This is a genomic window from Plantactinospora sp. B5E13, from assembly GCF_039871775.1.
In the GTDB taxonomy this organism is placed as follows: Bacteria; Actinomycetota; Actinomycetes; order Mycobacteriales; family Micromonosporaceae; genus Plantactinospora.
This window is the reverse complement of record NZ_JBDPLT010000011.1, coordinates 22313-43524: the sequence shown is the minus strand read 5'-3', so window position 1 is coordinate 43524 and position 21212 is coordinate 22313. Positions and strand designations below refer to the sequence as shown.

Sequence of the window (21212 nt, the reverse complement as noted above, 5' to 3'; positions counted from 1 at the left end):
CGTCGCACCAGGCGGCGGGTATCGGAGGAGAAGCCGGAGTGCCGCTCAGAGGGTCGAGGTGACCTTGTGCAGCCCGCGCGGGGCGTCCGGGTCCTCGCCTCGGGCCAGCGCCAACGCGAGGGCGAGCCGCTGCACCGGCAGGATGTCCAGCAGCGGCGCGTACCGCTCGTCGACCTCGGGCACCGGCATCCGGGCGGCGGCTCCGGGCACGTCGGCCGGGCCGACCACGACCAGGTCGGCCCGCCGCTCGCCGACCTTGGCGACCACGTCCCGCATCGCCGTACCGCCGGGACCGGCGCCGACCACGGCCAGGACCGGGACGTCCGGGTCGGTCATCGCCAGCGGGCCGTGCAACAGGTCGGCGCCGGAGAAGGCGAGTGACGGCAGGTAGGAGGTCTCCATCAGCTTGAGCGCCGCCTCCCGGGCGGTCGGGTAGGCGTACCCCCGGCCGGTGGTGACCATCCGGTCGGCGAACCGGTAGCGGGCGGCCAGCTGGCCCGGCAGCGGGTCGGCGAGAGTCGACTCGGCCAGTTCCGGCAGCGTCTCCAGCACCGCCCGCTCGTCGGCCGGCAGCCGGCCGTCGCCGGCCCGGATTCCCTCGACCAGCAGGAGGAGGGCGAGCAGTTCGGCGGTGTACGTCTTGGTGGCGGCGACCGCCCGCTCGTGTCCGGCGACGACGTCGATGGCGAGTTCCGCGGCCGCGGTGAGCGGCGAGTCGGGGTTGTTGGTGACCGCCAGGGTCAGCGCGCCGGAGGCGCGGGCCACCCGGAGCACCTCGGTCAGGTCGGGTGAACCGCCGCTCTGGCTGACCCCGATGACCAGTGCCTCGGAGAGGTCGGGCCGGGCGCCGAAGACGGTGATCGCGCTCGGCGAGGCCAGCCCGGTGGGCAGGTTGAGCCGGATCTCGGTGAGGTACGCGGCGTAGAGCGCGGCGTGGTCCGAGGTGCCCCGGGCGGTGAACACCACGTGCTTCGGACGACGCTCGGCGATCACGGCCGCCACCTGCGCGATCGCGGTCAACGACGCTGGTTCGAGCAGCCGCGCGTAACCCGCCGGCTGCTCGTTGATGTCCGCCGCCATACCGGCACCTGGTTGCGCCACGATGACCTCCTCCTGCCCGGCGTCGCGCTCGGGACATGCTGCGGGACGCCCGGGCCGATGCTCGATTCCCGCGCGTTTCGTGCTCAGCTTTGCACGATTCAAGCCGCTGAAGCAATCTAACGATCAGCTTTGCGCAGTAGATCACCACGTCCGGTCGCCATGCCCTAGGCTCCCCAACCCAGGGGAAAAACCACGTACGGCGGAGGGTCGAGTCGGTGCCCGAGGGAACGGACGATCCCCGGCTGTCGGCCGAGGGAGAGCTGGCGCTGGCCCGGTTGGCGCTGGACGAGGGCGACCTGCGGCACGCCGCCGGGCACCTCGCCGGCGCGATCGCGTACGCCCCGACCATGCCCGAGGTGCACGAGGCGCTCGCCCAGTTGGCCGCCCGGGCCGACGGCGGGGTCGACCTCTTCCCCCTCGACCAGCACCCGTTCATCGGCACCGTGGTGGCCCGCGCCCACCTGCTCGCCGCCGCCGGCCGCCCCGGCGACGGGCTGGAACTGCTCGCCGCCGCCACCGGCCACGCCCCGTCGGCGGACTGGGCGGGAGTGCCCTGGGTGGCCGCCCCGGAACTGGTCGAACATCTCGACCCGGACCGGATCGCCCGGGTGCTGATGCAGGTCTGCGCCGGCATCCCCGACCCGGTTCCGGAGCAGGACCGGGAGCCGCTCTGGCCGTACCTGCGGCTGGCCCGGCACGCGGTCGCCGCGCACCCCCGGCACGGGCTGCTGCTCGGCGCGGCCTCGGCGCTGGCCCGCCGGGTCGGCGCGGTCACCCTGGCCGTCGACTGGGCCGCCCAGGGTGCCCGGGAACTGCCGTCGAAGCTCTCCGAGGTGTGGCTGGGTTACGCGTACCGCAGCGCCGGCCGGACCGCCGAGGCGCTCGCCGCGCTGCGCCGGGCCGTCGACCACGACCCCGGCGACCTCTCGGTGTACGCCGACATCGCCGGCGCCCTCGCCGACCACGACCGGCTGGACGAGGCACTGGACTGGGTCGACCGGGCGCTGGCCCGGGACCCGACGTTCGACTGCGCGGTGCACACCGGTCACCGGCTGCGCTACCGCCGGGACGGCGACCTGGCCCACCTGGTCGCGCTCGCCGACTTCGCCCGCGACCATCCGGACGACTCCCACGAGCACAGCGACCTCGCCGAGTGCTGCCACGGCGAGTCCTGGCTGGGCCGGATCCCACCGGCGACCGAGGCGGTGGTGGCGGTGCTGCGCCAGGTGCTCGCCGCCGACGACGTGGAGGCGGGCGGCGAGTTGCGGATGACCGCGCCGGAACCGCCGAGCGCGGTACGGGCGCTGCTCGCCGCGATCCCCGACGTGACCGTCACCGTCGACCAGGTTCCGGAGCCGGATCTCCGGCAGCCCCGTCGCCCGGTCTCCCGCCAGTTGTGGCGGTACGACAACATCACGCCGGTGCCGGCCGTACCGGCGCCCTCCGAGTCGGCGGTGGAGCGGATCCGGCACCTGGCGCATCCCGCCTGGCCCCACCCACCGGCCGCGTACGACGCCGCGGTCGGACTCGCCACCCTGGAGCTCGACGACCTGCTGGGGCTGCTGGCTCACCCGCCCGCGACGCCACCGACCGAACTCGGTCGGGCCCTGGCCGAGCACGACCCGACGCTGTGGCACCGTTCCGTCCAGGTCTGGGCCTGCCTCGGCCTGCTGCACCACCGCACGGACGAGCCCTGGGCGGAGTCGACCCGTCGCCGGGTGCTGCTGGACCTGGTCTGGGGAGTCGAGGACTGGGTCACCGAGGCGGCACTGTTCGCCCTGGTCACCGCCGCCTGGGTGGATCCGTCGGTCCGTACCGAGGTGGCCGGGGTGGTGGCCGCGCGGTTCGCCGACGCGGTCGAGGTGTCGCAGCACCGGTCGGTCTCGATCAAGCGCTCGCTGGCCCGGCTGGTGCTCGCCACCCCGCAGGTGGAGCCGGCCGCGCTCGCCACCGCCCGGCACCTGCTCGCGTCTCCGTCGGCCGGACGGACCGTGCCCCGCCCCCGTCGGTTCGGACAGCTGTGGGGGCGGGTGTGGCAGCGCCTCACCCGCCAGTCCTGACGCCAACTCACCCCGCCAGGCCAGACGCACCTCACCCGACAGCCGTCACAGACCGGCCCGCAACCGCCCCACCCGACAGCCGTCACGGCCGGTCCGGAAACACCTCACCCGACAGCCGTCACAGCCGGTCCGGAAACACCTCATCCGGCGGCCCGGACCGTCGGGTCCGGGCCGCCGGATGAGCTCAGCTTGCACCCGTCGGCGCTCAGCGCACCGGCGGGCTGGCCAGCGCCGTCTCGGCCTGCTCCTCCGGGGTCGCGGCGGGTGCCGCGTCGTTGGCACCGCGCAGCGGGATCTCCTTGACGAACCAGGCCAGCACCGCGACGACCAGCGCGAACGGCACCGCCCACCAGAAGACCGAACCGATCGCGTCGGCCAGCCCACGGAGTACGGCGAGCTGCTGCTCCGGGGCCAGCCGGCGCAGCGCCTCCAGGTCCACCCCGGCGCCCTCGCCGCCGCCGGCCATCATCGCGCCGGCGGACGAGTCGGCCAGCCGGTTGGCGAAGATCGCACCGAAGAGCGAGATACCGAACGAGCCGCCGATGGACCGGAAGAAGGTGGCCGCGCCGCTGGCCGCACCGAGGTCCTTCTGCTCGACGCTGTTCTGGGCGATCAGCATCGAGGTCTGCATGAGGAAGCCCATGCCGACACCGAGCACCACCATGTAGAGCGAGGACTCCAGCTTGCTGGTCTGCACGTCGAGCATGGTCAGCAGGGCCATGCCGACGGTCATCACGATGCCGCCGATGATGGGAAAGGCGCGGTACCGCCCGGTTTTGGTGATCGTACGGCCGACCACGATCGAGACCACCAGCATGCCGAACATCAGCGGCAGCAGCAGCAGGCCGCTGTTGGTCGCCGACGCCCCCTGCACGGTCTGCTGGTACAGCGGCAGGAAGTTCATCGCGCCGAACATCGCGAAGCCGAGCAGGAAACCGATGATGGAGATAACCGCGAAGTTGCGGTTGGCGAAGAGCCACAGCGGCAGGATCGGCTCCGCCACCCGACGCTCGACGATCGCGAAGGCGACCAGCGTCACCACGGCGAGCGCGACGAGGCCGAGGATCTGCGCGGAGGCCCAGGCGTACTCGTTGCCGCCCCAGGTGGTGACCAGAACGATCGCGGTGATGCCGACCGAGAGCAGCGCGGCGCCGAGCCAGTCGATCCGGTGCTCGGTGCGGTACTTCGGCAGGTGCATCCGGGTGGCGAGCAGGAGCAGCGCCACCCCGCCGAGCGGCAGGTTGACGTAGAACGCCCAGCGCCAGGAGAGGTGGTCGGTGATGAATCCGCCGACCAGCGGCCCGGCCACCATGGCGATGGCCATGATGCCGGCGATCATGCCCTGGTAGCGGCCCCGCTCCCGGGGCGGCACCAGGTCGCCGATGATCGCCATCACGCCGACCATCAGGCCGCCCGCGCCGAGGCCCTGCACCGCGCGGAAGGCGATCAGCTCGATCATGCCGTCGGCGGGGCCGCCGAGCATCTTCGCGCCGGCCATGCCGCAGAGCGCGGAGCCGATCAGGAAGAGGACGATCGAACTGAGGAACACGGTCTTGCGGCCGTACAGGTCGCCGAGTTTGCCCCAGATCGGCGTCGAGACGGTGGAGCCGAGGACGTACGCGGTGACCACCCAGGTGAAGTGGTCGAGTCCGCCGAACTCCGTGACGATTCTCGGCAGCGCGGTGCTGACGATCATGTTGTCCAGCATCGCCAGCATCATGGCGATCATCAGGCCACCCAGTACCACTCTGATGTTGACCTGTCGCACCGGTGCGTCCGCCGTGGCGGTCATCGGTAAGCTCCCCCCTGAGTGCTTTCACTTACTTGCCGACCGGCTAGTCGTCTTACTTGCCGTACGGTAAGTTGGCGCCGGGCGCCCGTCAAGCACATAGAGAGGTGGTCAGGGGTGACCGGCAGCACAGGCGACACCCGCTCCCGCATTCAGCAGGTGGCCCTCGAACTCTTCACCGAGCAGGGGTACGAGAAGACCTCGCTCCGGGAGATCGCCGAACGGCTCGGCGTGACCAAGGCCGCGCTCTACTACCACTTCAAGAGCAAGGACGACATCGTCGACAGCTTCGTCGCCGACCGGATCAACCGGTTGGACCAGCTGATCGACTGGGCGGCCGCGCAACCCACCGACGCCGTCGGACGCCGGGCCACCCTGCGGCGCTACGCGGAGGAGTTCTTCGGCACCGAGGGCCGGTCCGTGATGCGCTTCTTCGAGCAGAACCAGACCGTGGTCAAGCAGCTCTCCTCGGGCATGATGATGCGGGACCGACTGCTCCGGGTCGCCGACGTCCTCGCCGGGCCGGACCCGTCACCCGGCGACCAACTCCGCGCCACCATGGCACTCTTCGCCGTGCACGGCAGCCTGTTCGCGCTCCGCCAGCCGGAGATCAGCCTCGAACAGCGGCAACAGCTCGCCCTGGAACTCGCGTACGAACTGCTCGACCGCGTCGGCAACCCCGATGCGGAGCCGGAACGCCGGGCCGACTGAGTCAGGCGGGCGTCCGCGCCCCGGACTCCGCCGGGACCGACACGCCTGCCCCACCGGACACCGACACGCCCCCGTCGGCGAGGTCGAGCCGGAGCGCCTGCAGCTCGACGCCGGGCAGCGGGGACCAGTCCCGCTCCGGAAGACGGACAAAGCCGAGCCGCGCGTAGAGCCGGTGCGCCGGGGCGGAGAAACTGCGCACACAGATCACCACCCGGTGGCAGCCGGACGCGACAGCCCGGTCCAGGCAGCCCCGGACCAGCGCCTCGCCGGCGCCCCGCCCCTGGGCGGCCGGGTCGACCGCCAGCATCCGGAACTCGGCTTCGCCCGGCTCGGAGAGTTCGGCGTACGGCGTACCCGGCAGCACGAACAACACCGAACCGAGCACCTCGCCGGTCGACGGGTCCACCGCCACGAGCAGTTCGCCCGCCCCGGCCCGGGCCGGTACGTCGGCGAGTTCCGCCGCGTAGTCGGGGGCGGCCTCCAGCTGGCCGTCGGCCCGGTAGGCGGCCACGGTCAACCGGGCGATCGCCGCGAAGTCGGCCGGCTCGGCGGGCCGGACCAGTACCTCAGCCATCGGCGACGACTCACTCGATGACGGCGATCAGGTCGCCGTCCTGCACCACGTCGCCCTCGTTGACGGCCAGCTCCCGCACCACCCCGTCGGACTCGGCGACAACCGGGATCTCCATCTTCATGGACTCGAGGATCACCAGCGTGTCGCCCTCGGAAACGGTGGTGCCCACCGCGGTCACGACCTTCCACACGTTCGCCACCATCTCGGCGCGGATCTCCTCGGCCATCGGCCCTCCCTTGTCGGCGCCAGGGTCAACGCTCCTGCCCTGCGAACGGTATCCAACCATGCGGCCGCCCGGTCGAGGACCCGCAGCGCTGATCAGGTGCCCGTACGGGCCGGACGGACGCGGTCACCGGCCCCCGGCGCCGCAGGCCCCCGGTCCGGTCATGGGAGGATTGCCGGGCGCGGGCGGAGTGCGGGTTCTCGCCGCCGCTCGGCGACGGCACCGCACTACCGGGTGCCGCTGGACAGACGGGAGGTCGACATGGCGAAGAAGTCACGCAAGAAGAAGGCACGCAAGAAGAGCGCCGCCAACCACGGCAAGCGCCCCAACTCCTGAGCAAGGTGACGCGACGACGCCGGACCTGGACGGCCTGGTGGGGTGGGACGCGGACGGCAGACCCGTCCACGCTGATTCCCGCCCCGAACCCTGCCGCCCGGTTCCGGCGCGTCGTATCAGTCCGATTCTCCGGCCGGGCGTATCAGCCCGGCTCCGGCGTGACGTGTCAGCCGAGTTCCCTGGCGTGACGTGTCAGCCCGTTCGCCGGCCGGGTGGGTCAGTCGGGGAGGTATTCCCGGGTCTCGGTGCCGAAGACCATTTCGGCGAGCCGGGCCCGGAGCCGCTCCCGCAGGTCGGCCGGCGCGGTCTCGTTGCCGCAGCACCGGGCGACAAGCGCCTTGACCTCCTGCTCGATGCCGTACTCCCGCAGGCAGGGTGAGCATTCGTCCAGGTGGTCCCGGATCAGCACCCGCCGCTTGTCGTCGCATTCGAGGTCCAGGTAGACGTAGACCTCGGCGAGCACCTCACGGCAGTCCGTCTCGTGCGGTTCACCACAACTCATGCTCGCTCACACCTCCTGACCGGCGGTCGCGGACCTGGTCGACGGGGCGGACGTGAAGCCCCGCTCGGCAGCGTAGCGCTCCAGCAGCTTGCGCAGGTTCCGCCGGCCACGGTGCAACCGGGACATCACGGTGCCGATCGGCGTACCCATGATGTCGGCGACCTCCTTGTACGAGAACCCCTCGACGTCGGTGAGGTAGACGGCCAGCCGGAACTCCTCCGGGAGCTGCTGCAGCGCTTCCTTGACGTCGCTGTCCGGCAGCCGGTCCAACGCCTCCGTCTCGGCCGAACGCAGCCCACTGGAGGTGTGCGACTCGGCCTCGGCGAGCTGCCAGTCGGTGATCTCCTCGGTCGGCGCCTGCACCGGCTGCCGCTGCCGACGACGGTACGAGTTGATGTACGTGTTGGTCAGGATCCGATACAGCCAGGCCTTGAGGTTCGTACCCTCTTCGAACTGGTGGAACGCGGCGAACGCCTTCAGGTAGGTCTCCTGGACCAGGTCCTCGGCGTCGGCCGGGTTCCGGGTCATCCGCAGGCCCGCCGCGTACAACTGGTCGACGAACGGCAGCGCGTCACGCTCGAACCGGGCCCGACGCTCGTCCGTCCGCTCGTCCGTTCTCTCCGGTCGTGTCAACCGCGCGTCTCCCTCGCCTCGATACCGAGTCGGTGCGGCGGCCGACAACGCCGCCACGGCACCACTCGGCTGTCCCGCCGAGGATACGCGGAAATTGCGGGCGGGCGATTCGGTTCGGCCCGCACCGGCGTACGTCGGGGCCCGGTCGACCGGCGACCGTGAGGCCGGACCGTTCCGCCTCCGGTCGGGGCGCCGCGTCTCGCGGCCGTACTCCAGGCTCCGTGTCTCGGTCGACACCGGTTCCAACCCCCTCGCGCGCTCAGGTAGCTTCCGCCAGGTAGTAACCCGGTCGACCGGCGGAGCATTCCGACAGCCACCCGTCCCTGGCCCCCGCCGTGGCAAATCCGGGCGGATCCGCCACCGCTGGGACCAGGAAGGGCCTGGGAGGATGAAACCGGGTTCCGGTACGTGAACAGGCCTTCGTACCGGTGTCCGGCATCACGAGGAGCAACGAGCACCCGGGCGCGCCGGACACGGCCGTCAGCCGGCCCAGCCCTGCCGCCGCAGCCAGGCCAGCACCAGGTCGGCCGTACCCGGTGGATCCTGTCGCAGGTCGTGCCGCTCGCCGGGGCGGACCTCGACCCGGACGGTCGGCCCGGCGACCGGTACGCCGAACGGGTCCCGGTCGCCGTTGACCACCAGGGTCGGCAGGCCGGTCTCCAGTTCCGCCGCCCGGGACCGTTCGGGTCTGCCCGGCGGGTGCAGGGGAAACGCGAGCGCCACGATGCCGGCGGCGCCGACTGCCCGGGCGGTCCGACACGCGACCCGGGCACCGCTGGACCGGCCGCCGACGACCAGGGTCCGGACACCCGGCTGGCGACGGAGCAGGTCCCCGACCACCGTCGTCCACGCCTCGTCGAGCTGGCCGGCGGGAGCCGGGGCACGACGGCCGGCGACCCGGTACGGCTGGGTCACCCGGGCCACGCCGAGCCCGGCCCGGACCGCGGTGTCCCGGAGTGCGACCAGGTCCGGCGCGTCGATCCCGCCGCCGGCCCCGTGACCGAGCACCAGCAGGGTCGAGGGTCGGCTCCGGGGCAGGTCGACGTCCACCCGGGCCGGGCCACGTGGCGTGGTGATCTCGTCGCTGCGCTGCACCGCGTCACTGTATGGCAGCGCGGGCGGACGACTGCCGGGATCGCCCCGGGTGGGTCGGCCGCCGTTCCCCGGCAGGTCGGCGACGGCGGCCGACGTCGGCGTCAACGCCCGGTTTGGCTGGTCAGCGCCCTCCCGATCCGACCGGTATCAGGGTCAGCAGCCGGTCCCGGACCGGCGGACCGGCGTCGTCGACCGCGTCCGGGTCGGCGTCCACCTGGTCACGCCAGGCGACCAGCATGGCCCGACGTTCCCGTGGCGTGGTGGCCCCCCACACCCCGTGGCAGTCGCCCACCTCCAACGCCCAGGCCAGACAGGGGCCCTGTACGTCGCAGGTACGGCACAACGCCACCGCGGAATCCGCCGGCTCGCTGGGTGCCGGAAAGAACGTCTCCGGGTCCACGCTCTGGCAGACACCCCTGGTCCGCCAGGCTTCGTCCAGACGCCGCTCGCTGAGTGCCCGGATCAGTCTCGGGTCTCGTCGCGCCGCGGCAACCTCATGCGGGCGTGGCATGCGCGCCCGTGTCATTCACCCACCTCCCCCGTGGGACCGACAAAAATCCGTGGGTGCCGCTCGCCCGGTGCGAGCCCGACACCCACCGCCGGCGCTGTGTTCTATCGCACTCGGAGAAGGGGTGACAAGGGTCTATCGCAAAGGTTCCGAAAACTCGGTACGACGTTTTACCGCGAACAGTGGCAAATCGGTGCAGGCGAATGCCCGGATCCGTCGTCAGAACAGCGTCGATACCCCGGGCTCTTCTGGTAACGCGGGCTGCCCGGGAATCGGCCGCAGCGGCGGCACGGCGACCGGGGCGACAAGCTCGGGGCCGTCGTTGCGGACGTCGCCGACCGCCCGACCCACCGGCCTGATCTCCAAGCCGGCCAGCCACTCCTCGGACGGCGGGACGAGCAGCCGGTCCGGCTCGGCACCGTCGGCGAGCCACTCCGCCCACCGGTCCCGGGGCAGCAGCAGCGGCATCCGGTCGTGCACCGACGCCAGGTCGCCGAGCGCGGCGGTGGTGACGACACTGCAGGTGAGCATCGGGGTGCCGGTGCCCCGCCAGGCCGTCCAGAGGCCGGCGAAGGCGAGCACCGACCCGTCCCGGGGCGTCATGAAGTACGGCTGCCGGACACCGTCCCGGCGGACCCACTCGTACCAGCCGTCGGCCGGGACGAGGCACCGTCGCCGCGCGAACGACGGGGCGTACGCCCGGGTGGTGGCGACCGTCTCGGCCCGGGCGTTGATCATGCGGGCGCCGGCCCGGGTGTCGGTGGCCCAGGGCGGGAGCAGCCCCCAACGGGCCACCGAGAGCACCGAGGCGCCGGCCCGTTCCGAGACCCGGACGATCGGCACCGGGTCGGTGGGCGCGACGTTGTAGTCGGCCCGCAGCCGCTCACCGGTCTCGTCGAACGCCTCGAACATGGCGCTCAGCTCCGCCGCACCGCGGGTGGTCGCGTACCTGCCGCACATGGCGCCACGCTAGCGCCTCAGCGGCTCTCCGCGCGGTCCCGTCCACCGCCGTCGGCGGTCCGGGCCGGCCCGTCCCCGCGGTCGAACCGGTCGTTCCGTGCGAACCGACCGTCCCGGCAGGCGAGAGTCACCGAGCCGGGTGATCGTCCTGTCGGACGTACGGGGCAGACTGTGATCGTGTCGAACCTGACCGTGACCCGCCGGCACGGACCCTGGACCGCGCCGACCGCGACCGAACCGGTCGACGCGACCCTGCGGCTGCCCGGCAGCAAATCGCTGACCGCCCGGGCCCTGGTGCGCAGCGCGGTCGCCGACGGCCCGTCCACGCTGCGCCGCCCACTGCGCGCCCGGGACACCGAACTGATGGCCGGCGGGCTGCGCGCGATGGGCGCGCACGTCTCCGTCGTCGACGACGAACGGTGGCTGCTCCGGCCCCGCCCACTGCAGGGCCCGGCGCACGTCGACGTCGGCCTCTCCGGCACCGTCATGCGGTTCGTCCCGCCGATCGCCGGGCTGGCCGAGGGTCCGGTCACCGTCGACGGCGACCCGCAGGCCCGGGTCCGACCGCTCGGCCCGCTGGTCGGCGCGCTCCGCGCGATCGGGGTACGCGTCGACGCCGCCCCCGGCGGCGGACTGCCGCTCACCGTCTGGGGCACCGGGCGGGTGACCGGCGGCGAGGTGACCATCGACGCCTCCGCCTCCAGCCAGTTCGTCTCCGGACTGCTGCTCGGCGCGGCCCGGTTCGAGCACGGCATCGTGGTCCGGCACGAGGGTCCACCGGTCCCGTCCGCGCCCCACCTGCGGATGACCGTGCAGATGCTGCGGGCGGCCGGCGCCGCCGTCGACGACAGCGTGCCGAACGTCTGGACGGTGGAGCCGGGACGACTCTCCGGACACGCCTGGGACATCGAGCCGGACCTCTCCAGCGCGGTGCCGTTCTTCGCCGCCGCACTGGTCACCGGCGGGTCGGTGACCCTGCGGGGGTGGCCACGCAGCAGCCTGCAACCCGTCGACACGCTCCGTACGCTGCTGCAGCGGATGGGCGGTCAGCTGACCCTGGGCACCGACGGGCTCACCGTACGCGGCACCGGTGTGATCCACGGGCTGGACGCCGACCTCTCCGAGGTCAGCGAGTTCACCCCGGTGCTGGCCGCGCTCGCCGCGCTGGGCGACGCCCCGTCCCGGCTGCGCGGGGTGGCGCACATCCGGGGACACGAGACCGACCGGCTGACCGCGCTGGCCCGGGAACTCGCCGCGCTCGGCGCCGACGTCACCGAGTCGGCGGACGGGTTGGAGATCCGACCCCGGCCGCTGCGCGGCGGGACGTTCGGGACGTACGCCGACCACCGGATGGCACACGCCGCGGCGGTGCTCGGACTCGCCGTCCCCGACATCCGGTTGGACGACGTGTCCTGCACCTCCAAGACCATGCCGGAGTTCCCGGCACTATGGTCGACGATGGTGGCCGGCGGCGGACACCGGTAGCCGGCGACGGCGCGTCCCGTCCCGCCACCGGTCGCACGGACACCGAACGAGACAGGGGGCGGACGCTGGCGGGCAAACGACGCGAGTACGACGAGGACGACGTACGGGTCCGACCCGGTCGTTCGTCGCGTCCGCGTACCCGTACCCGGCCCCGCCACTCGGACGCGGTCGACGGGTTCGTGATCGCTGTCGACCGGGGGCGGTACACCTGTGTGGTCGAGGACGACCCGACGGTGACCGGTGCCGGCCCGGCCGACGGGGCCGGCACGGTGACCGCGATGCGGGCCCGTGAGCTGGGCCGCCGTTCGGTGGTGGTCGGCGACCGGGTCGCGCTGGTCGGCGACACCACCGGGGCGCCCGGGGCACTGGCCCGGATCGTCCGGATCGCCGGCCGGCGGTCGGTGCTGCGGCGTACCGCCGACGACGACGAGACCACCGCCGAGGGGCGGCTGGAACGGGTCGTGGTGGCCAACGCCGACCAACTCGTGATCGTGAGTTCGCTTGCCGACCCGCCGCCGCGGACCGGCTTCATCGACCGCTGTCTGGTGGCCGCGTACGACGCCGGCATCGAGCCGCTGCTCTGCCTCACCAAGTCGGATCTCGCCACCCCGGACGGGGTGCTCGGCTACTACGCCGAACTGGACCTGCGGCACGTACTGGTCGGGCCGGACTCCGATCTCGGCGAGTTGCGCCGGCTGCTCGGCGGACGGGTCTCGGTGCTGGTCGGCCACTCCGGGGTGGGCAAGTCGACGCTGGTCAACCGGCTGGTCCCGGAGGCGGACCGGGCGGTCGGCACGGTCAGCGCGATCGGCCGGGGCCGGCACACCTCGACCAGTGCCGTCGCGCTGCGCCTGCCGCCGGTGCCGGAGGTCCGCGACCATCCGGGCTGGATCATCGACACCCCGGGGATCCGCAGCTTCGGTCTGGCCCACGTCTCGGCCGAAAGCCTGCTGCACGGCTTTCCCGACCTGGTCGAGGGGACCGTGGACTGCCCGCCGAACTGCGAGCACACCCCGGACGAGGCCGAATGTGCCCTGGACGCCTGGGTGGCGGCCGGCAACGCCGACCCGCGCCGGCTGGCGTCGTACCGCCGGTTGCTGGCCTCCCGGGCCGGCGAGACCGAGTGACGGCCGTTGCTGGCCCCCGGGCCGGCGAGACCGAGTGACGGCGGCGACGACTCAGCCGAGGAAGTCGAGCAGCGCCCGGGTGAGCGCCTCGGGGTTCTCCTCCGCGACGTGGTGGCCGGACTCGATCGGCGCGCCCCGGACGTCGTCCGCCCACCGCCGCCAGATGCGCAGCGGGTCACCGTACAGCTCGACCATGTCGTCCCGGGTGGACCACAGGAACAGCGTCGGGCAGGAGACGGTACGGCCGGCGCGGCGGTCCGCCTCCTCGTGTTCCCGGTCCACCCCGAGGCCGGCCCGGTAGTCCTCGAGCATCGCCCGGACCGTCGCCGGATCCCGGACGACCTCGCGGAACTCGGCGTGGTTTTCCGCGCCTATCAGCTCCGGTCGGCCCTCGTACCAGGCGTCCGGGTCGGCCAGGATCGCCTGTTCGGGCTTGTCCGGTTGGGCGTAGAAGAACCAGTGCCACCAGGCGGCGGCGAACCGGGCGTCGCACCGGGCCAGCGCCTCGCTGATCGGCACCCCGTCCAGCACCACCAGCCGGCGTACGACGTCCGGGTGGTCCAGCGCCATCCGCAGCGCCACGTAGCAGCCCCGGTCGTGGCCGACCACGACGAACGCCGGATGGCCCAGCGTGCGCATCAGACGTACGAGGTCCAGCGCCACCGTCCGCTTGGACTGTTGGCTGTGGTCGGGGCGCGGGACCGGCTTGCCGGACCGGCCGTAGCCCCGCATGTCCGGGCAGACGACGGTGAATCCGCGCGCCACCAGCCGGGGCGCGACCCGGTGCCAGGTGGCGCCGGTCCGTGGATGGCCGTGGACCAGCAGGACCGGCGGCCCGTCGCCGGCGTACCTGACCCGCAGCTCGACCTCACCCACGTCGATGCGCCGGTCCACAAAACCCTCGAACACGGGTTCCCGGTACCCGCCGCGCCGAGCGGGGTAAACCCGGCCCGGTCGGTCAGCGCGGCTCCTCCGAGGTCGGGTCGACGTCGACCGGGCCGCCGCTGCGCCAGTAGACGCCGTCCCGCCGGGTCAGCAGGTCCTCGTCGACCAGGTAGCGCCGCAGCGCGGCGTGGTCGTCGTGCCAGGCCCGCAGCAGCGTGTTCACCTCCGCCTCGGGATACCGCACCCCGGGCTCGAAAATCGTCACGAGATGCTCCAGCAGCAACCGCCGCTTGCCCCGGGCCGCCGGCAGCTGGCTGATCCGGCCGTCCCGGACGAAGGTCCGCAGCACCGCCGCCGTGGCCCGGTCCGGGTCCAACTCGGCGGGGTCCGGCGGCGCCGACGGACGGGCCCGGACCGCCGCCCGGAACGCGTCGACCACCGCGACCGTACGACCGTCCACCGTCTCGACCAGGCCGCCGGACTCCAGCCGGCGCAGCGCGGCGGCGACGGTACGCACCGGCAGCCCGGTCCGGGCGACGATCTCCGCCTGGTCGGCGGCGCCGAGCACCACCGCGGCGAAGGTGGCCAGCCGGTCCGGTTCGGCGAGCAGGCCGACCAGCAGATCGGAGGTGATCTCGGGTTTCTCGTCGTCAACGGTCACGGCGCCGGATGCTAACGCACCGGCTGGTCGGGATCGAGTAGGTTTCCGGACATGGCCCGGTACGCGGACGATCTATCCCTGGCGCACATGCTCGCCGACACCGCCGACTCGATCTCGATGGCCCGGTTCCGTGCCCTCGACCTGCACGTCGAGTCGAAGCCGGACCTGACCCCGGTCACCGACGCGGACACCGCCGTCGAGCGGGCTCTCCGGTCGACGCTGGCCCGGACCCGTCCCCGGGACGGGGTGCTCGGCGAGGAGTTCGGGGCGACCGCCCCGGCCGCCGGCTCCGGCAGCCGACAGTGGGTGATCGACCCGATCGACGGGACCAAGAACTTCGTCCGGGGGGTGCCGATCTGGGGCACCCTGATCGCGCTGATGGAAGGCGACCAGCCGGTCGTCGGACTGGTCTCCGCCCCGGCCCTGGGCCGGCGCTGGTGGGCGGCGACCGGGCTCGGCGCCTTCGCCGGCCGGCACCAGTCGGCGGCGACCCCGATCCGGGTCTCCGGGGTGGGCAGGCTGGCCGACGCCAGCTTCTGCTACTCGTCGCTGACCGGCTGGGAGGAGTCGGGCCGGCTCGACCCGGTGCTCGACATCATCCGGACCAGCTGGCGCAGCCGGGCGTACGGGGACTTCTACGGCTACATGCTGGTCGCCGAGGGCGCGGTCGACGTGATGGTCGAACCGGAGCTGTCGCTCTGGGACCTCGCCGCGTTGATCCCGATCGTCACCGAGGCCGGCGGCACCTTCACTGACCTGGCCGGACGCCCCGGACCGGCCGGCGGCAGCGCGGTGGCCAGCAACGGCAAGCTGCACCAGGATCTCCTCGACCGGCTCGGCTGGCCCACCGGGCGGTAACCCCGACCACCCTCTATCCTCGCCAGGTGTCCACCGGCTGGTGCTTCCTCGCCGCGATGATCATCGCCTACGGCCTCGCCAACCTGCTCCAGTCGGTGGCGGCGACCCGGACCACACTGCGCCGCACGTTCGACTACGGACTGCTGCTCCGGCTCGCCGGACAGCGCAGCTACCTGCTCGGGATCGGCTGCCAGGTCCTCGGCTTCGCCCTCGCCTTCCTGGCCCGCCGCGACCTGCCGCTGTTCCTGGTCCAGGCGAGTGTCGCGGCCGGGCTCGGGGTCACCGCCCTGCTCGGTGTCCTGGTCCTCAAGTGGCGACTGCCCGCTGCCGAGGTGCTGCTCCTGGTCCTGCTCCTGGTCGGGATCACCGCGCTGGTGCTGGCCGCCCGACCGGCCCCGTCCCGGCAGCTCGGTCCGGCCGCGGTGGTCGGGCTGGTCGTCGTACTCGTGCTGATCGGCGGGCTCGGCTTCTTCGCCGTACGCCTGCACGGCGCGCCCGGCTCGGTGGCACTCGGCGCGCTCGCCGGGTTGGCGTTCTCCGCCGCCGCGGTCGCCGCCCGGCCGCTCGCCTCGGTGCACTCCACCGACGCGTTCTTCGGCAACCCGCTGCTGTACCTGCTGATCACCCACTCGGTCGTCGGCCAACTCCTGCTCGGGCTGGCCATGCAGCGCGGCTCCACCACCGCCGCGGTCGCCGCGATGGACGCCGCCGGCGCGGTCCCGGCCGCGGTCGTCGGGCTGCTCCTGCTCGGCGACCGGATCTGGCCGGGCCGGGAGTGGCTGGCCGGCCTCGGTTTCCTGATCACCCTGGTCGCGGTGCTCGGCCTCACCCGGTACGCCGAACCGCAGCACCAGCACCCCGCCCTCCCCGGCCAGCGTAGGGAAGGGACCCTGCTCATCACTTTCGGCAGAGGACTTCCGGTACGGGAAGTACCCCGCCGGGGTGGTCAGCTGGCCGCCGGCTGGCGGCGGCTCACCACCCGCTCGTAGAGCCGCTCCAACGCACCGGCGGCCCGATCCCAGGTGTAGCTGCACCGGGCCCGGTCCACGGCCGCGTGCCCGTACGCGAACCGCTCCGCGTCGGCGGCGAGCAGCCGGCGCAGGGTGATGCCCAGCGTGCGTACGTCGCCGGGCTGGATCAGCCGGCCGGTCACCTCGTCGACCACGGTGTCCGCGATGCCGCCGCTGGCGTAGCCGACCACCGGCACCCCGCACGCCATCGCCTCCAACGGCACCCGCCCGGCGCAGGCGTACCGGGGGGTGCAGGCCACCAGGTCGGCCGAGCGGTACCAGGCGGGCATCTCGTCGTGCGGCACCGGGCCGACCAGCCGGATCTGGTCGGCGACCCCGCTCTGCTCGGCGACCTCCCGCAGCCGGCGGGCCTCGGCGTGGTTGGTGAGCGTGCCGCCGGGCGGACCTCCGGCGATCACCAGTTCGGCGTCCCCGACCAGCCGCAGCGCCCGGATCAGGTCCTCCTGCCCGTGTCCGGGGTTCAGGCCGCCGGCGGCGAGGATCCGGGGACGGGCGTCCCTGGGCGCCGCCTCGCCCTCCGGGGTGAACAGGTCGGTGTCGACCCCGGTCGGCACCACGACCACCGAGGCGCGTTGCAGCCCCATCCGGGTCAGTTCGTCGACCTCGTCGCTGGACTGGGCCACCGCCATGTCCACCGCCCGGGTCAGGGCGAGTTCCAGCGGGATCCGCTCGCCCGGGCCGGCGTACGCCCGGCCGAGGGTGCGCGACTGTTCGACGGCGAGGGAGTGGAAGGTCTGCACGACCGGGATCACCGTCTCCCGTACGGCGCTGGCCGCCGCGAGTCCGCCGATCCAGAAATGGCCGTGCACCACCTCGGGGGTCCAGTCCGCCGCCCACCGCCCGGTCAGCCAGCGGCCGAGTTCGGGCACGTGCGGCACGAGTTCACCGGCGGCGGTACGACGTGCGGGGCCCACGGGCACCCGTTCCACCCGATATCCGGCGATCTCGCTCGTCGGCGGCAGATCCGGGTCGTCGAGGCGTTCGTAGACCCGTACCTCGTGACCCCGTCCGGCGAGTTCGGCGGCGATCCGGGCGACGTGCTGGTGGGTGCCCGCGTGCCGGTTGCGGACCTCCTGCGGCGGGCCGGCGTGTGCGCAGACGAGGCCGACGCGCATGGGTCACCTCCAACGTGGGCTACGGGCAACGGCCGTTCGATCAGAGGCTCCCATTAACCACGCCGGACCGAGCGGAAACCTGGCAAGTCCGGCGCTCGCCAGCAAGTCCGACACCGGGCAGGTCCGGCGATCCGCCGACGATGCCGCCCAGCCCCGCCGTCGGCGAGTTGGACGGCGGGTCCGATAGGCCCCGGGGCGGACCGGGCGGGTTATCCGGTGGCGCATTGGGTAGTGATCAGTCATGCGCGAGCGTGACAGCGAGTTCCCGAAGCCGGTCTCCGATCCCGAGGCGGAGGGCCTCCCCGACACCGCCGACGACGACTCGACGGCCGGCGACGACGTCCGGTCCGGGCGTGAGGCGGACGGTCCGGACCCGGCCCAGTTGCCCGCCGACCGACCGCTCGCCGTCGACGGGTTCGGCACCACCGCCGAGGAGCAGCTCGACGGCGAGTCACTCGACTACAAGATCGCGCGAGAGCAGCCCGAACGGGCGGTCGACGATCCCCTCGCCGGCCCGGTGGACCCGGGGATCGCGGCCGAGGCGGACAGCGAGGAGGCCGCCGCCGAGGCACAACTCGACGCGGACGTGCTGGACGACGGACCCACCTCGGATCCCCGGTCAGCGGTGTCGCTCTACGACCACGGCAAGCTGGGCGACGCGCCGGGCGCCGGGCCGGTCGGCCGGCTGGTCGAGCCGGACCAGGGGGCACGTTACGACGACGAGACCGACTCGATCGCGTACGACGCCGGGGCGGCCGGCGGCGGGGCGAGCGCCGAGGAACTCGCGGTCAACGAGACCGACCCGCCGCCGTCGTCGTCCGCGCTGTAGCCGGCGCCGTCGACTGTCGAAGCCGGTCGGCGTGACCGGGTTCCGCCGGTCAGCTGTCGAGGCCCTGCTCGATCGCGTACCGGGTGAGTTCCACCCGGTTGTGCATCTGCAGCTTGCCCAGGGTGTTCTGGACGTGGTTCTGCACCGTGCGGTGCGAGAGCCCGAGCCGGGTGGCGATCTGCCGGTACGACATCCCCTTGGCGACCAGCCGCAGCACCTCGGTCTCCCGTTCGGTGAGCTGGGGCAGGTTTGCGTCGCTCGCCGGCTGCGGGGCGACCGCGAGTCGCCGGTACTCGCCGAGCACCAGCCCGGCCAGGCCCGGGGTGAAGACGGCGTCACCGGCGGCGGTGCCGCGTACCGCCGCCAGGAACTCGGCCGGGGCCGCGGACTTGAGCAGGTAGCCGGTGGCGCCGGCCTTGACCGCGTCCAGCACACTCTGCTGCTCGCCACTGGCCGACAGCATCAGCACCCGGACCTCCGGCAGTTCGGCCAGCAGGCCACGGATCACCTCCACACCGGAGATGTCGGGCAGTTGGAGGTCGAGGACCACCACGTCGGGCCGGGTGGCCCGGGCGACCCGGATGGCCTGACGTCCCTCGCCGGTGGTGGCGACCACGACGTACCCGGCCTCGGTCAGGTCGCGGGCCACTCCTTCTCTCCACATCGGGTGGTCGTCGACCACCATCACCCGGATCGTCGGCTCGTCGGTCACCGCCGCAGCGTAGTCCGGTACGCCCAACGGGTGCGACCGTCCGCTCAGGACGTCGGCGGGCGCCGTCCACGGGGAACCCGTAGTTCGATCTCGGTCCCCTCCCCCGGTGCGGTGACGATCCGTACCGTCCCGCCGACGTCGATGATCCGCCCCTGGATGGACTGCACGACGCCGAGCCGGCCCTCGCCGGCCGCCTCGCCGAGCCGGCCTGCCGGGATGCCGGGCCCGTCGTCGCGGACCGAGACGGTCACCTCGGCGGCGTCGTCCTCCACCAGCACCCAGGCCCGGCCGCCGCCGTGCCGGGCCACGTTGTCCAGGGCCGCGCCCACCGCCGCCGCCACCTCGCCGGCCAGGTCCGCCGGCATCAGCACCGGCGTCGCCGGGGTGGCGAGGGAGACCGTGGGTGTGGCGTGGCCGCCGAGCAGTGCCCGGAGGTCGACCTCCCGCCGGTCCAGGTCGTCGGGGGGCCGGGTCGCGATCAGGGTACGCAGCGCCGCCTCCTGTTCACCCGCCAGCCGGGCCAGTTCGCCGGCCTCCCCGTCGAGGTGTGCGCCCCGGCGCTGGACCAGGGCCAGCACCTGCAGCACCGAGTCGTGGATGCCCCGGGCGAGCCGTTCCCGTTCCCGGGTCGCGGCCTCCAGTTCGACGGCCTGCTGCAGTCGTTCCTCGGCGATCACCGCCAGCCGGGCGAAGTGCCCGACCGCGATCCCGGCGAGCAGCATCAGGGCGGCACCGGTCAGCGACGCCTGGGTCAGCCGTTCCCGGGCCGCCAGGTCGGTGGCGCCGAGCACCAGGGCGGCGGCGACCCCACGTCGACGGCCTCCGGAGACCGCCCAGGTGAGCACCGGTCCGGCCAGCCAGGCGACGCTCGGCGGCGGGATCCCGGAGGCCAGCGCCTCCCGACCCACCACCTGCGGGGCGGTCAGGACCACCGTCAGTGCCGCCGCCAGGTCGGCCAGCAGCAGGGGCCAGCGCCGCCAGGCCGGGTTGGCGTAGGCGTAGGCGCTGAACAGCGTCCAGCCGGCCATGCCCAGCAGCAACACCCCACCGGTGACCGGGTGCGCGTACCCGGTCAGGTTGCGGACGGCGAGCACGGCGACGTACGCCAGGGCGGCGAACCGGTAGACGGCGATGGAGCGCCACAGCGGCCCCTGCAGGTTGCCGGGCGTCGGGCCCCGTCCCGCCGGCCGGACCGCCGGACCAGCCGGCGCGGTCCGGGCAGCCGGCCGGACCGCCGGACCAGCCGGCGCGGTCGGGGCAGCCGCCGGTTCGGGCTGCACCGCCCCGTCCCGCCCGTCGATCGACCACTCCGACACGCCCAGACGATCCCACAACGGGCGACTCCCGACGACCCCGCGCCCGCCGGCATCCGGTGGAACCGGGTGAGCGCATGCGGGTGCACCGGGCCTGACGTAAGGTGGGAAATCGGCGGAAGGCCTGACGACCAGCGGCGGGATGGTTGATGAAAGACTCGGACCCCCTCTCTCCCGCCGGCTCCGCCCCCGCCCGTGCGGGCACGCTGCTCCTCCGGACCTTCGACCGGGCTCAGGTCACGGAGCTGCGGCACAGCGTCGCCGACCACGCCGAGGCGGTCGGGCTCGACGGCGAACGCCTGGCCGACTTCGTACTCGCGGTCAACGAACTGATCACCAACGCCGTCCGGCACGGCGGCGGGCAGGGCGGGTTGCGGCTCTGGTTCGCCGACGGTGTCCTGCACTGCGCCGTCTCCGACACGGGCGCGGGCATCGCCGCCGACCTGCTGGACGAGCGGGGACGACCCGAGCCGGACGCGGCCGGCGGCTGGGGTCTGTGGCTGGCCCGCCAGCTCAGCGACGAGATGCTGGTGCGCAGTGGGACGGACGGCACCACGGTACGGATCAGCGCCCGGGTCGGCGCCGGCCAGCCGGAGGTCAACCTCGAACGGCCGGAAGAGGTGACCGGGGCGGGTTGACCCGCCGCCGGCGGCGGCACGGGCTCCGGACACCTGGACGGGTGACGTGGCCCACGCCGCCGGGTA

General features: G+C 73.3%; 21 protein-coding genes and 1 pseudogene. 8 read left to right on the top strand and 14 right to left on the bottom strand.

Translation table 11 applies throughout. The annotated features are described in order from the left end of the window. Window positions 1-45 precede the first annotated feature (45 nt). The gene (locus ABGB05_RS12745) at window positions 46-1080 is read right to left on the bottom strand and encodes an SIS domain-containing protein (RefSeq protein WP_347653586.1); all 1035 of its coding nucleotides are present in this window, start codon (window positions 1078-1080) and stop codon (window positions 46-48) included. Between the two features lie 236 nt (window positions 1081-1316). Between ABGB05_RS12745 and ABGB05_RS12740 the strand changes: the two genes are divergently transcribed. Further along, complete coding sequence (locus ABGB05_RS12740) at window positions 1317-3161, top strand: tetratricopeptide repeat protein (RefSeq protein WP_347653463.1); 1845 nt, start codon at window positions 1317-1319, stop codon at window positions 3159-3161. Between the two features lie 205 nt (window positions 3162-3366). Here ABGB05_RS12740 and ABGB05_RS12735 read toward each other — a convergent pair whose 3' ends face one another. Beyond that, a complete protein-coding gene (locus ABGB05_RS12735) occupies window positions 3367-4953 on the bottom strand; it encodes an MDR family MFS transporter (RefSeq protein WP_347653462.1) in 1587 nt (528 codons plus the stop codon). 114 nt (window positions 4954-5067) lie between these two features. Between ABGB05_RS12735 and ABGB05_RS12730 the strand changes: the two genes are divergently transcribed. Continuing rightward, window positions 5068-5661 carry a helix-turn-helix domain-containing protein gene (locus ABGB05_RS12730; RefSeq protein ID WP_347653461.1) on the top strand — a complete coding sequence of 198 codons (594 nt, stop codon included), beginning with the start codon at window positions 5068-5070 and terminating at the stop codon, window positions 5659-5661. 76 nt (window positions 5662-5737) lie between these two features. Here ABGB05_RS12730 and ABGB05_RS12725 read toward each other — a convergent pair. The 7 genes and pseudogenes from ABGB05_RS12725 to ABGB05_RS12695 all read right to left on the bottom strand — a co-directional run. Further along, window positions 5738-6235: pseudogene (locus ABGB05_RS12725) on the bottom strand (GNAT family N-acetyltransferase); the annotation flags it as partial. A gap of 10 nt (window positions 6236-6245) precedes the next feature. Continuing rightward, window positions 6246-6461 carry a biotin/lipoyl-binding carrier protein gene (locus tag ABGB05_RS12720; RefSeq protein ID WP_347653460.1) on the bottom strand — a complete coding sequence of 72 codons (216 nt, stop codon included), beginning with the start codon at window positions 6459-6461 and terminating at the stop codon, window positions 6246-6248. A gap of 550 nt (window positions 6462-7011) precedes the next feature. Next, a complete protein-coding gene (rsrA, locus tag ABGB05_RS12715) occupies window positions 7012-7296 on the bottom strand; it encodes a mycothiol system anti-sigma-R factor (RefSeq protein ID WP_347653459.1) in 285 nt (94 codons plus the stop codon). Window positions 7297-7302: 6 nt separating this feature from the next. After that, window positions 7303-8175, bottom strand: a complete 873-nt coding sequence (locus ABGB05_RS12710) for a sigma-70 family RNA polymerase sigma factor (protein WP_347653458.1) — start codon at window positions 8173-8175, stop codon at window positions 7303-7305. Between the two features lie 234 nt (window positions 8176-8409). Continuing rightward, a complete protein-coding gene (locus tag ABGB05_RS12705) occupies window positions 8410-9024 on the bottom strand; it encodes an alpha/beta family hydrolase (protein WP_347653457.1) in 615 nt (204 codons plus the stop codon). Between the two features lie 121 nt (window positions 9025-9145). Continuing rightward, window positions 9146-9550: a WhiB family transcriptional regulator gene (locus ABGB05_RS12700; RefSeq protein WP_347653456.1), complete on the bottom strand. Its 405-nt coding sequence runs from the start codon at window positions 9548-9550 to the stop codon at window positions 9146-9148. A gap of 201 nt (window positions 9551-9751) precedes the next feature. Further along, window positions 9752-10492: an SOS response-associated peptidase gene (locus tag ABGB05_RS12695; protein WP_347653455.1), complete on the bottom strand. Its 741-nt coding sequence runs from the start codon at window positions 10490-10492 to the stop codon at window positions 9752-9754. A gap of 177 nt (window positions 10493-10669) precedes the next feature. Here ABGB05_RS12695 and aroA point away from each other — a divergent pair, with 177 nt between their 5' ends. Together aroA and rsgA are read left to right on the top strand one after the other, a co-directional pair. Next, the gene (aroA, locus tag ABGB05_RS12690; RefSeq protein ID WP_347653454.1) at window positions 10670-11977 is read left to right on the top strand and encodes a 3-phosphoshikimate 1-carboxyvinyltransferase; all 1308 of its coding nucleotides are present in this window, start codon (window positions 10670-10672) and stop codon (window positions 11975-11977) included. A 65-nt stretch (window positions 11978-12042) separates the two neighbouring features. Continuing rightward, window positions 12043-13104, top strand: a complete 1062-nt coding sequence (gene rsgA, locus ABGB05_RS12685) for a ribosome small subunit-dependent GTPase A (RefSeq protein ID WP_347653585.1) — start codon at window positions 12043-12045, stop codon at window positions 13102-13104. Between the two features lie 51 nt (window positions 13105-13155). Here rsgA and ABGB05_RS12680 read toward each other — a convergent pair whose 3' ends face one another. Next, window positions 13156-14013 (bottom strand): alpha/beta hydrolase, encoded by an 858-nt coding sequence (locus ABGB05_RS12680; RefSeq protein WP_347653453.1) that lies wholly within the window; start codon window positions 14011-14013, stop codon window positions 13156-13158. Between the two features lie 49 nt (window positions 14014-14062). Next, window positions 14063-14650: a DUF2087 domain-containing protein gene (locus ABGB05_RS12675; protein ID WP_347653452.1), complete on the bottom strand. Its 588-nt coding sequence runs from the start codon at window positions 14648-14650 to the stop codon at window positions 14063-14065. A gap of 51 nt (window positions 14651-14701) precedes the next feature. On the opposite strand from ABGB05_RS12675, the gene hisN reads away from it, so the two are divergent. Both hisN and ABGB05_RS12665 read left to right on the top strand, forming a co-directional pair. Further along, complete coding sequence (hisN, locus tag ABGB05_RS12670; protein WP_347653451.1) at window positions 14702-15508, top strand: histidinol-phosphatase; 807 nt, start codon at window positions 14702-14704, stop codon at window positions 15506-15508. Between the two features lie 56 nt (window positions 15509-15564). Then, window positions 15565-16497, top strand: coding sequence for a hypothetical protein (locus ABGB05_RS12665; protein ID WP_347653584.1), 933 nt, complete (start codon window positions 15565-15567; stop codon window positions 16495-16497). Here ABGB05_RS12665 and ABGB05_RS12660 read toward each other — a convergent pair. Beyond that, window positions 16455-17654 (bottom strand): glycosyltransferase, encoded by a 1200-nt coding sequence (locus ABGB05_RS12660; protein ID WP_347653450.1) that lies wholly within the window; start codon window positions 17652-17654, stop codon window positions 16455-16457. The two genes, ABGB05_RS12665 and ABGB05_RS12660, sit on opposite strands and share 43 nt — an antisense overlap. 241 nt (window positions 17655-17895) lie before the next feature. On the opposite strand from ABGB05_RS12660, the gene ABGB05_RS12655 reads away from it, so the two are divergent. Beyond that, entirely contained in the window at window positions 17896-18483 is a 588-nt protein-coding gene (locus ABGB05_RS12655) for a DUF5709 domain-containing protein (protein WP_347653449.1), read from the top strand. Window positions 18484-18532: 49 nt separating this feature from the next. Here the strand turns inward: ABGB05_RS12655 and ABGB05_RS12650 are convergent, their stop codons facing one another. Both ABGB05_RS12650 and ABGB05_RS12645 read right to left on the bottom strand, forming a co-directional pair. After that, entirely contained in the window at window positions 18533-19168 is a 636-nt protein-coding gene (locus ABGB05_RS12650; protein ID WP_347653583.1) for a response regulator transcription factor, read from the bottom strand. 71 nt (window positions 19169-19239) lie between these two features. Continuing rightward, window positions 19240-20511: a DUF5931 domain-containing protein gene (locus ABGB05_RS12645; RefSeq protein ID WP_347653448.1), complete on the bottom strand. Its 1272-nt coding sequence runs from the start codon at window positions 20509-20511 to the stop codon at window positions 19240-19242. Window positions 20512-20657: 146 nt separating this feature from the next. Here ABGB05_RS12645 and ABGB05_RS12640 point away from each other — a divergent pair, with 146 nt between their 5' ends. After that, complete coding sequence (locus ABGB05_RS12640; protein WP_347653447.1) at window positions 20658-21146, top strand: ATP-binding protein; 489 nt, start codon at window positions 20658-20660, stop codon at window positions 21144-21146. The last annotated feature ends 66 nt before the right edge of the window (window positions 21147-21212 follow it).

Excerpts from the sequence above, each read along its gene's own strand:
- ABGB05_RS12745 (WP_347653586.1), bottom strand. The coding sequence starts at position 1,080 with ATGGCGGCGGACATCAACGAGCAGCCGGCGGGTTACGCGCGGCTGCTC.
- ABGB05_RS12735 (WP_347653462.1), bottom strand. The coding sequence starts at position 4,953 with ATGACCGCCACGGCGGACGCACCGGTGCGACAGGTCAACATCAGAGTG.
- ABGB05_RS12720 (WP_347653460.1), bottom strand. The coding sequence starts at position 6,461 with ATGGCCGAGGAGATCCGCGCCGAGATGGTGGCGAACGTGTGGAAGGTC.
- rsrA (WP_347653459.1), bottom strand. The coding sequence starts at position 7,296 with ATGAGTTGTGGTGAACCGCACGAGACGGACTGCCGTGAGGTGCTCGCC.
- ABGB05_RS12700 (WP_347653456.1), bottom strand. The coding sequence starts at position 9,550 with ATGACACGGGCGCGCATGCCACGCCCGCATGAGGTTGCCGCGGCGCGA.
- ABGB05_RS12695 (WP_347653455.1), bottom strand. The coding sequence starts at position 10,492 with ATGTGCGGCAGGTACGCGACCACCCGCGGTGCGGCGGAGCTGAGCGCC.
- hisN (WP_347653451.1), top strand. The coding sequence starts at position 14,702 with ATGGCCCGGTACGCGGACGATCTATCCCTGGCGCACATGCTCGCCGAC.
- ABGB05_RS12665 (WP_347653584.1), top strand. The coding sequence starts at position 15,565 with ATGATCATCGCCTACGGCCTCGCCAACCTGCTCCAGTCGGTGGCGGCG.
- ABGB05_RS12660 (WP_347653450.1), bottom strand. The coding sequence starts at position 17,654 with ATGCGCGTCGGCCTCGTCTGCGCACACGCCGGCCCGCCGCAGGAGGTC.
- ABGB05_RS12655 (WP_347653449.1), top strand. The coding sequence starts at position 17,896 with ATGCGCGAGCGTGACAGCGAGTTCCCGAAGCCGGTCTCCGATCCCGAG.
- ABGB05_RS12650 (WP_347653583.1), bottom strand. The coding sequence starts at position 19,168 with ATGGTGGTCGACGACCACCCGATGTGGAGAGAAGGAGTGGCCCGCGAC.
- ABGB05_RS12640 (WP_347653447.1), top strand. The coding sequence starts at position 20,658 with ATGAAAGACTCGGACCCCCTCTCTCCCGCCGGCTCCGCCCCCGCCCGT.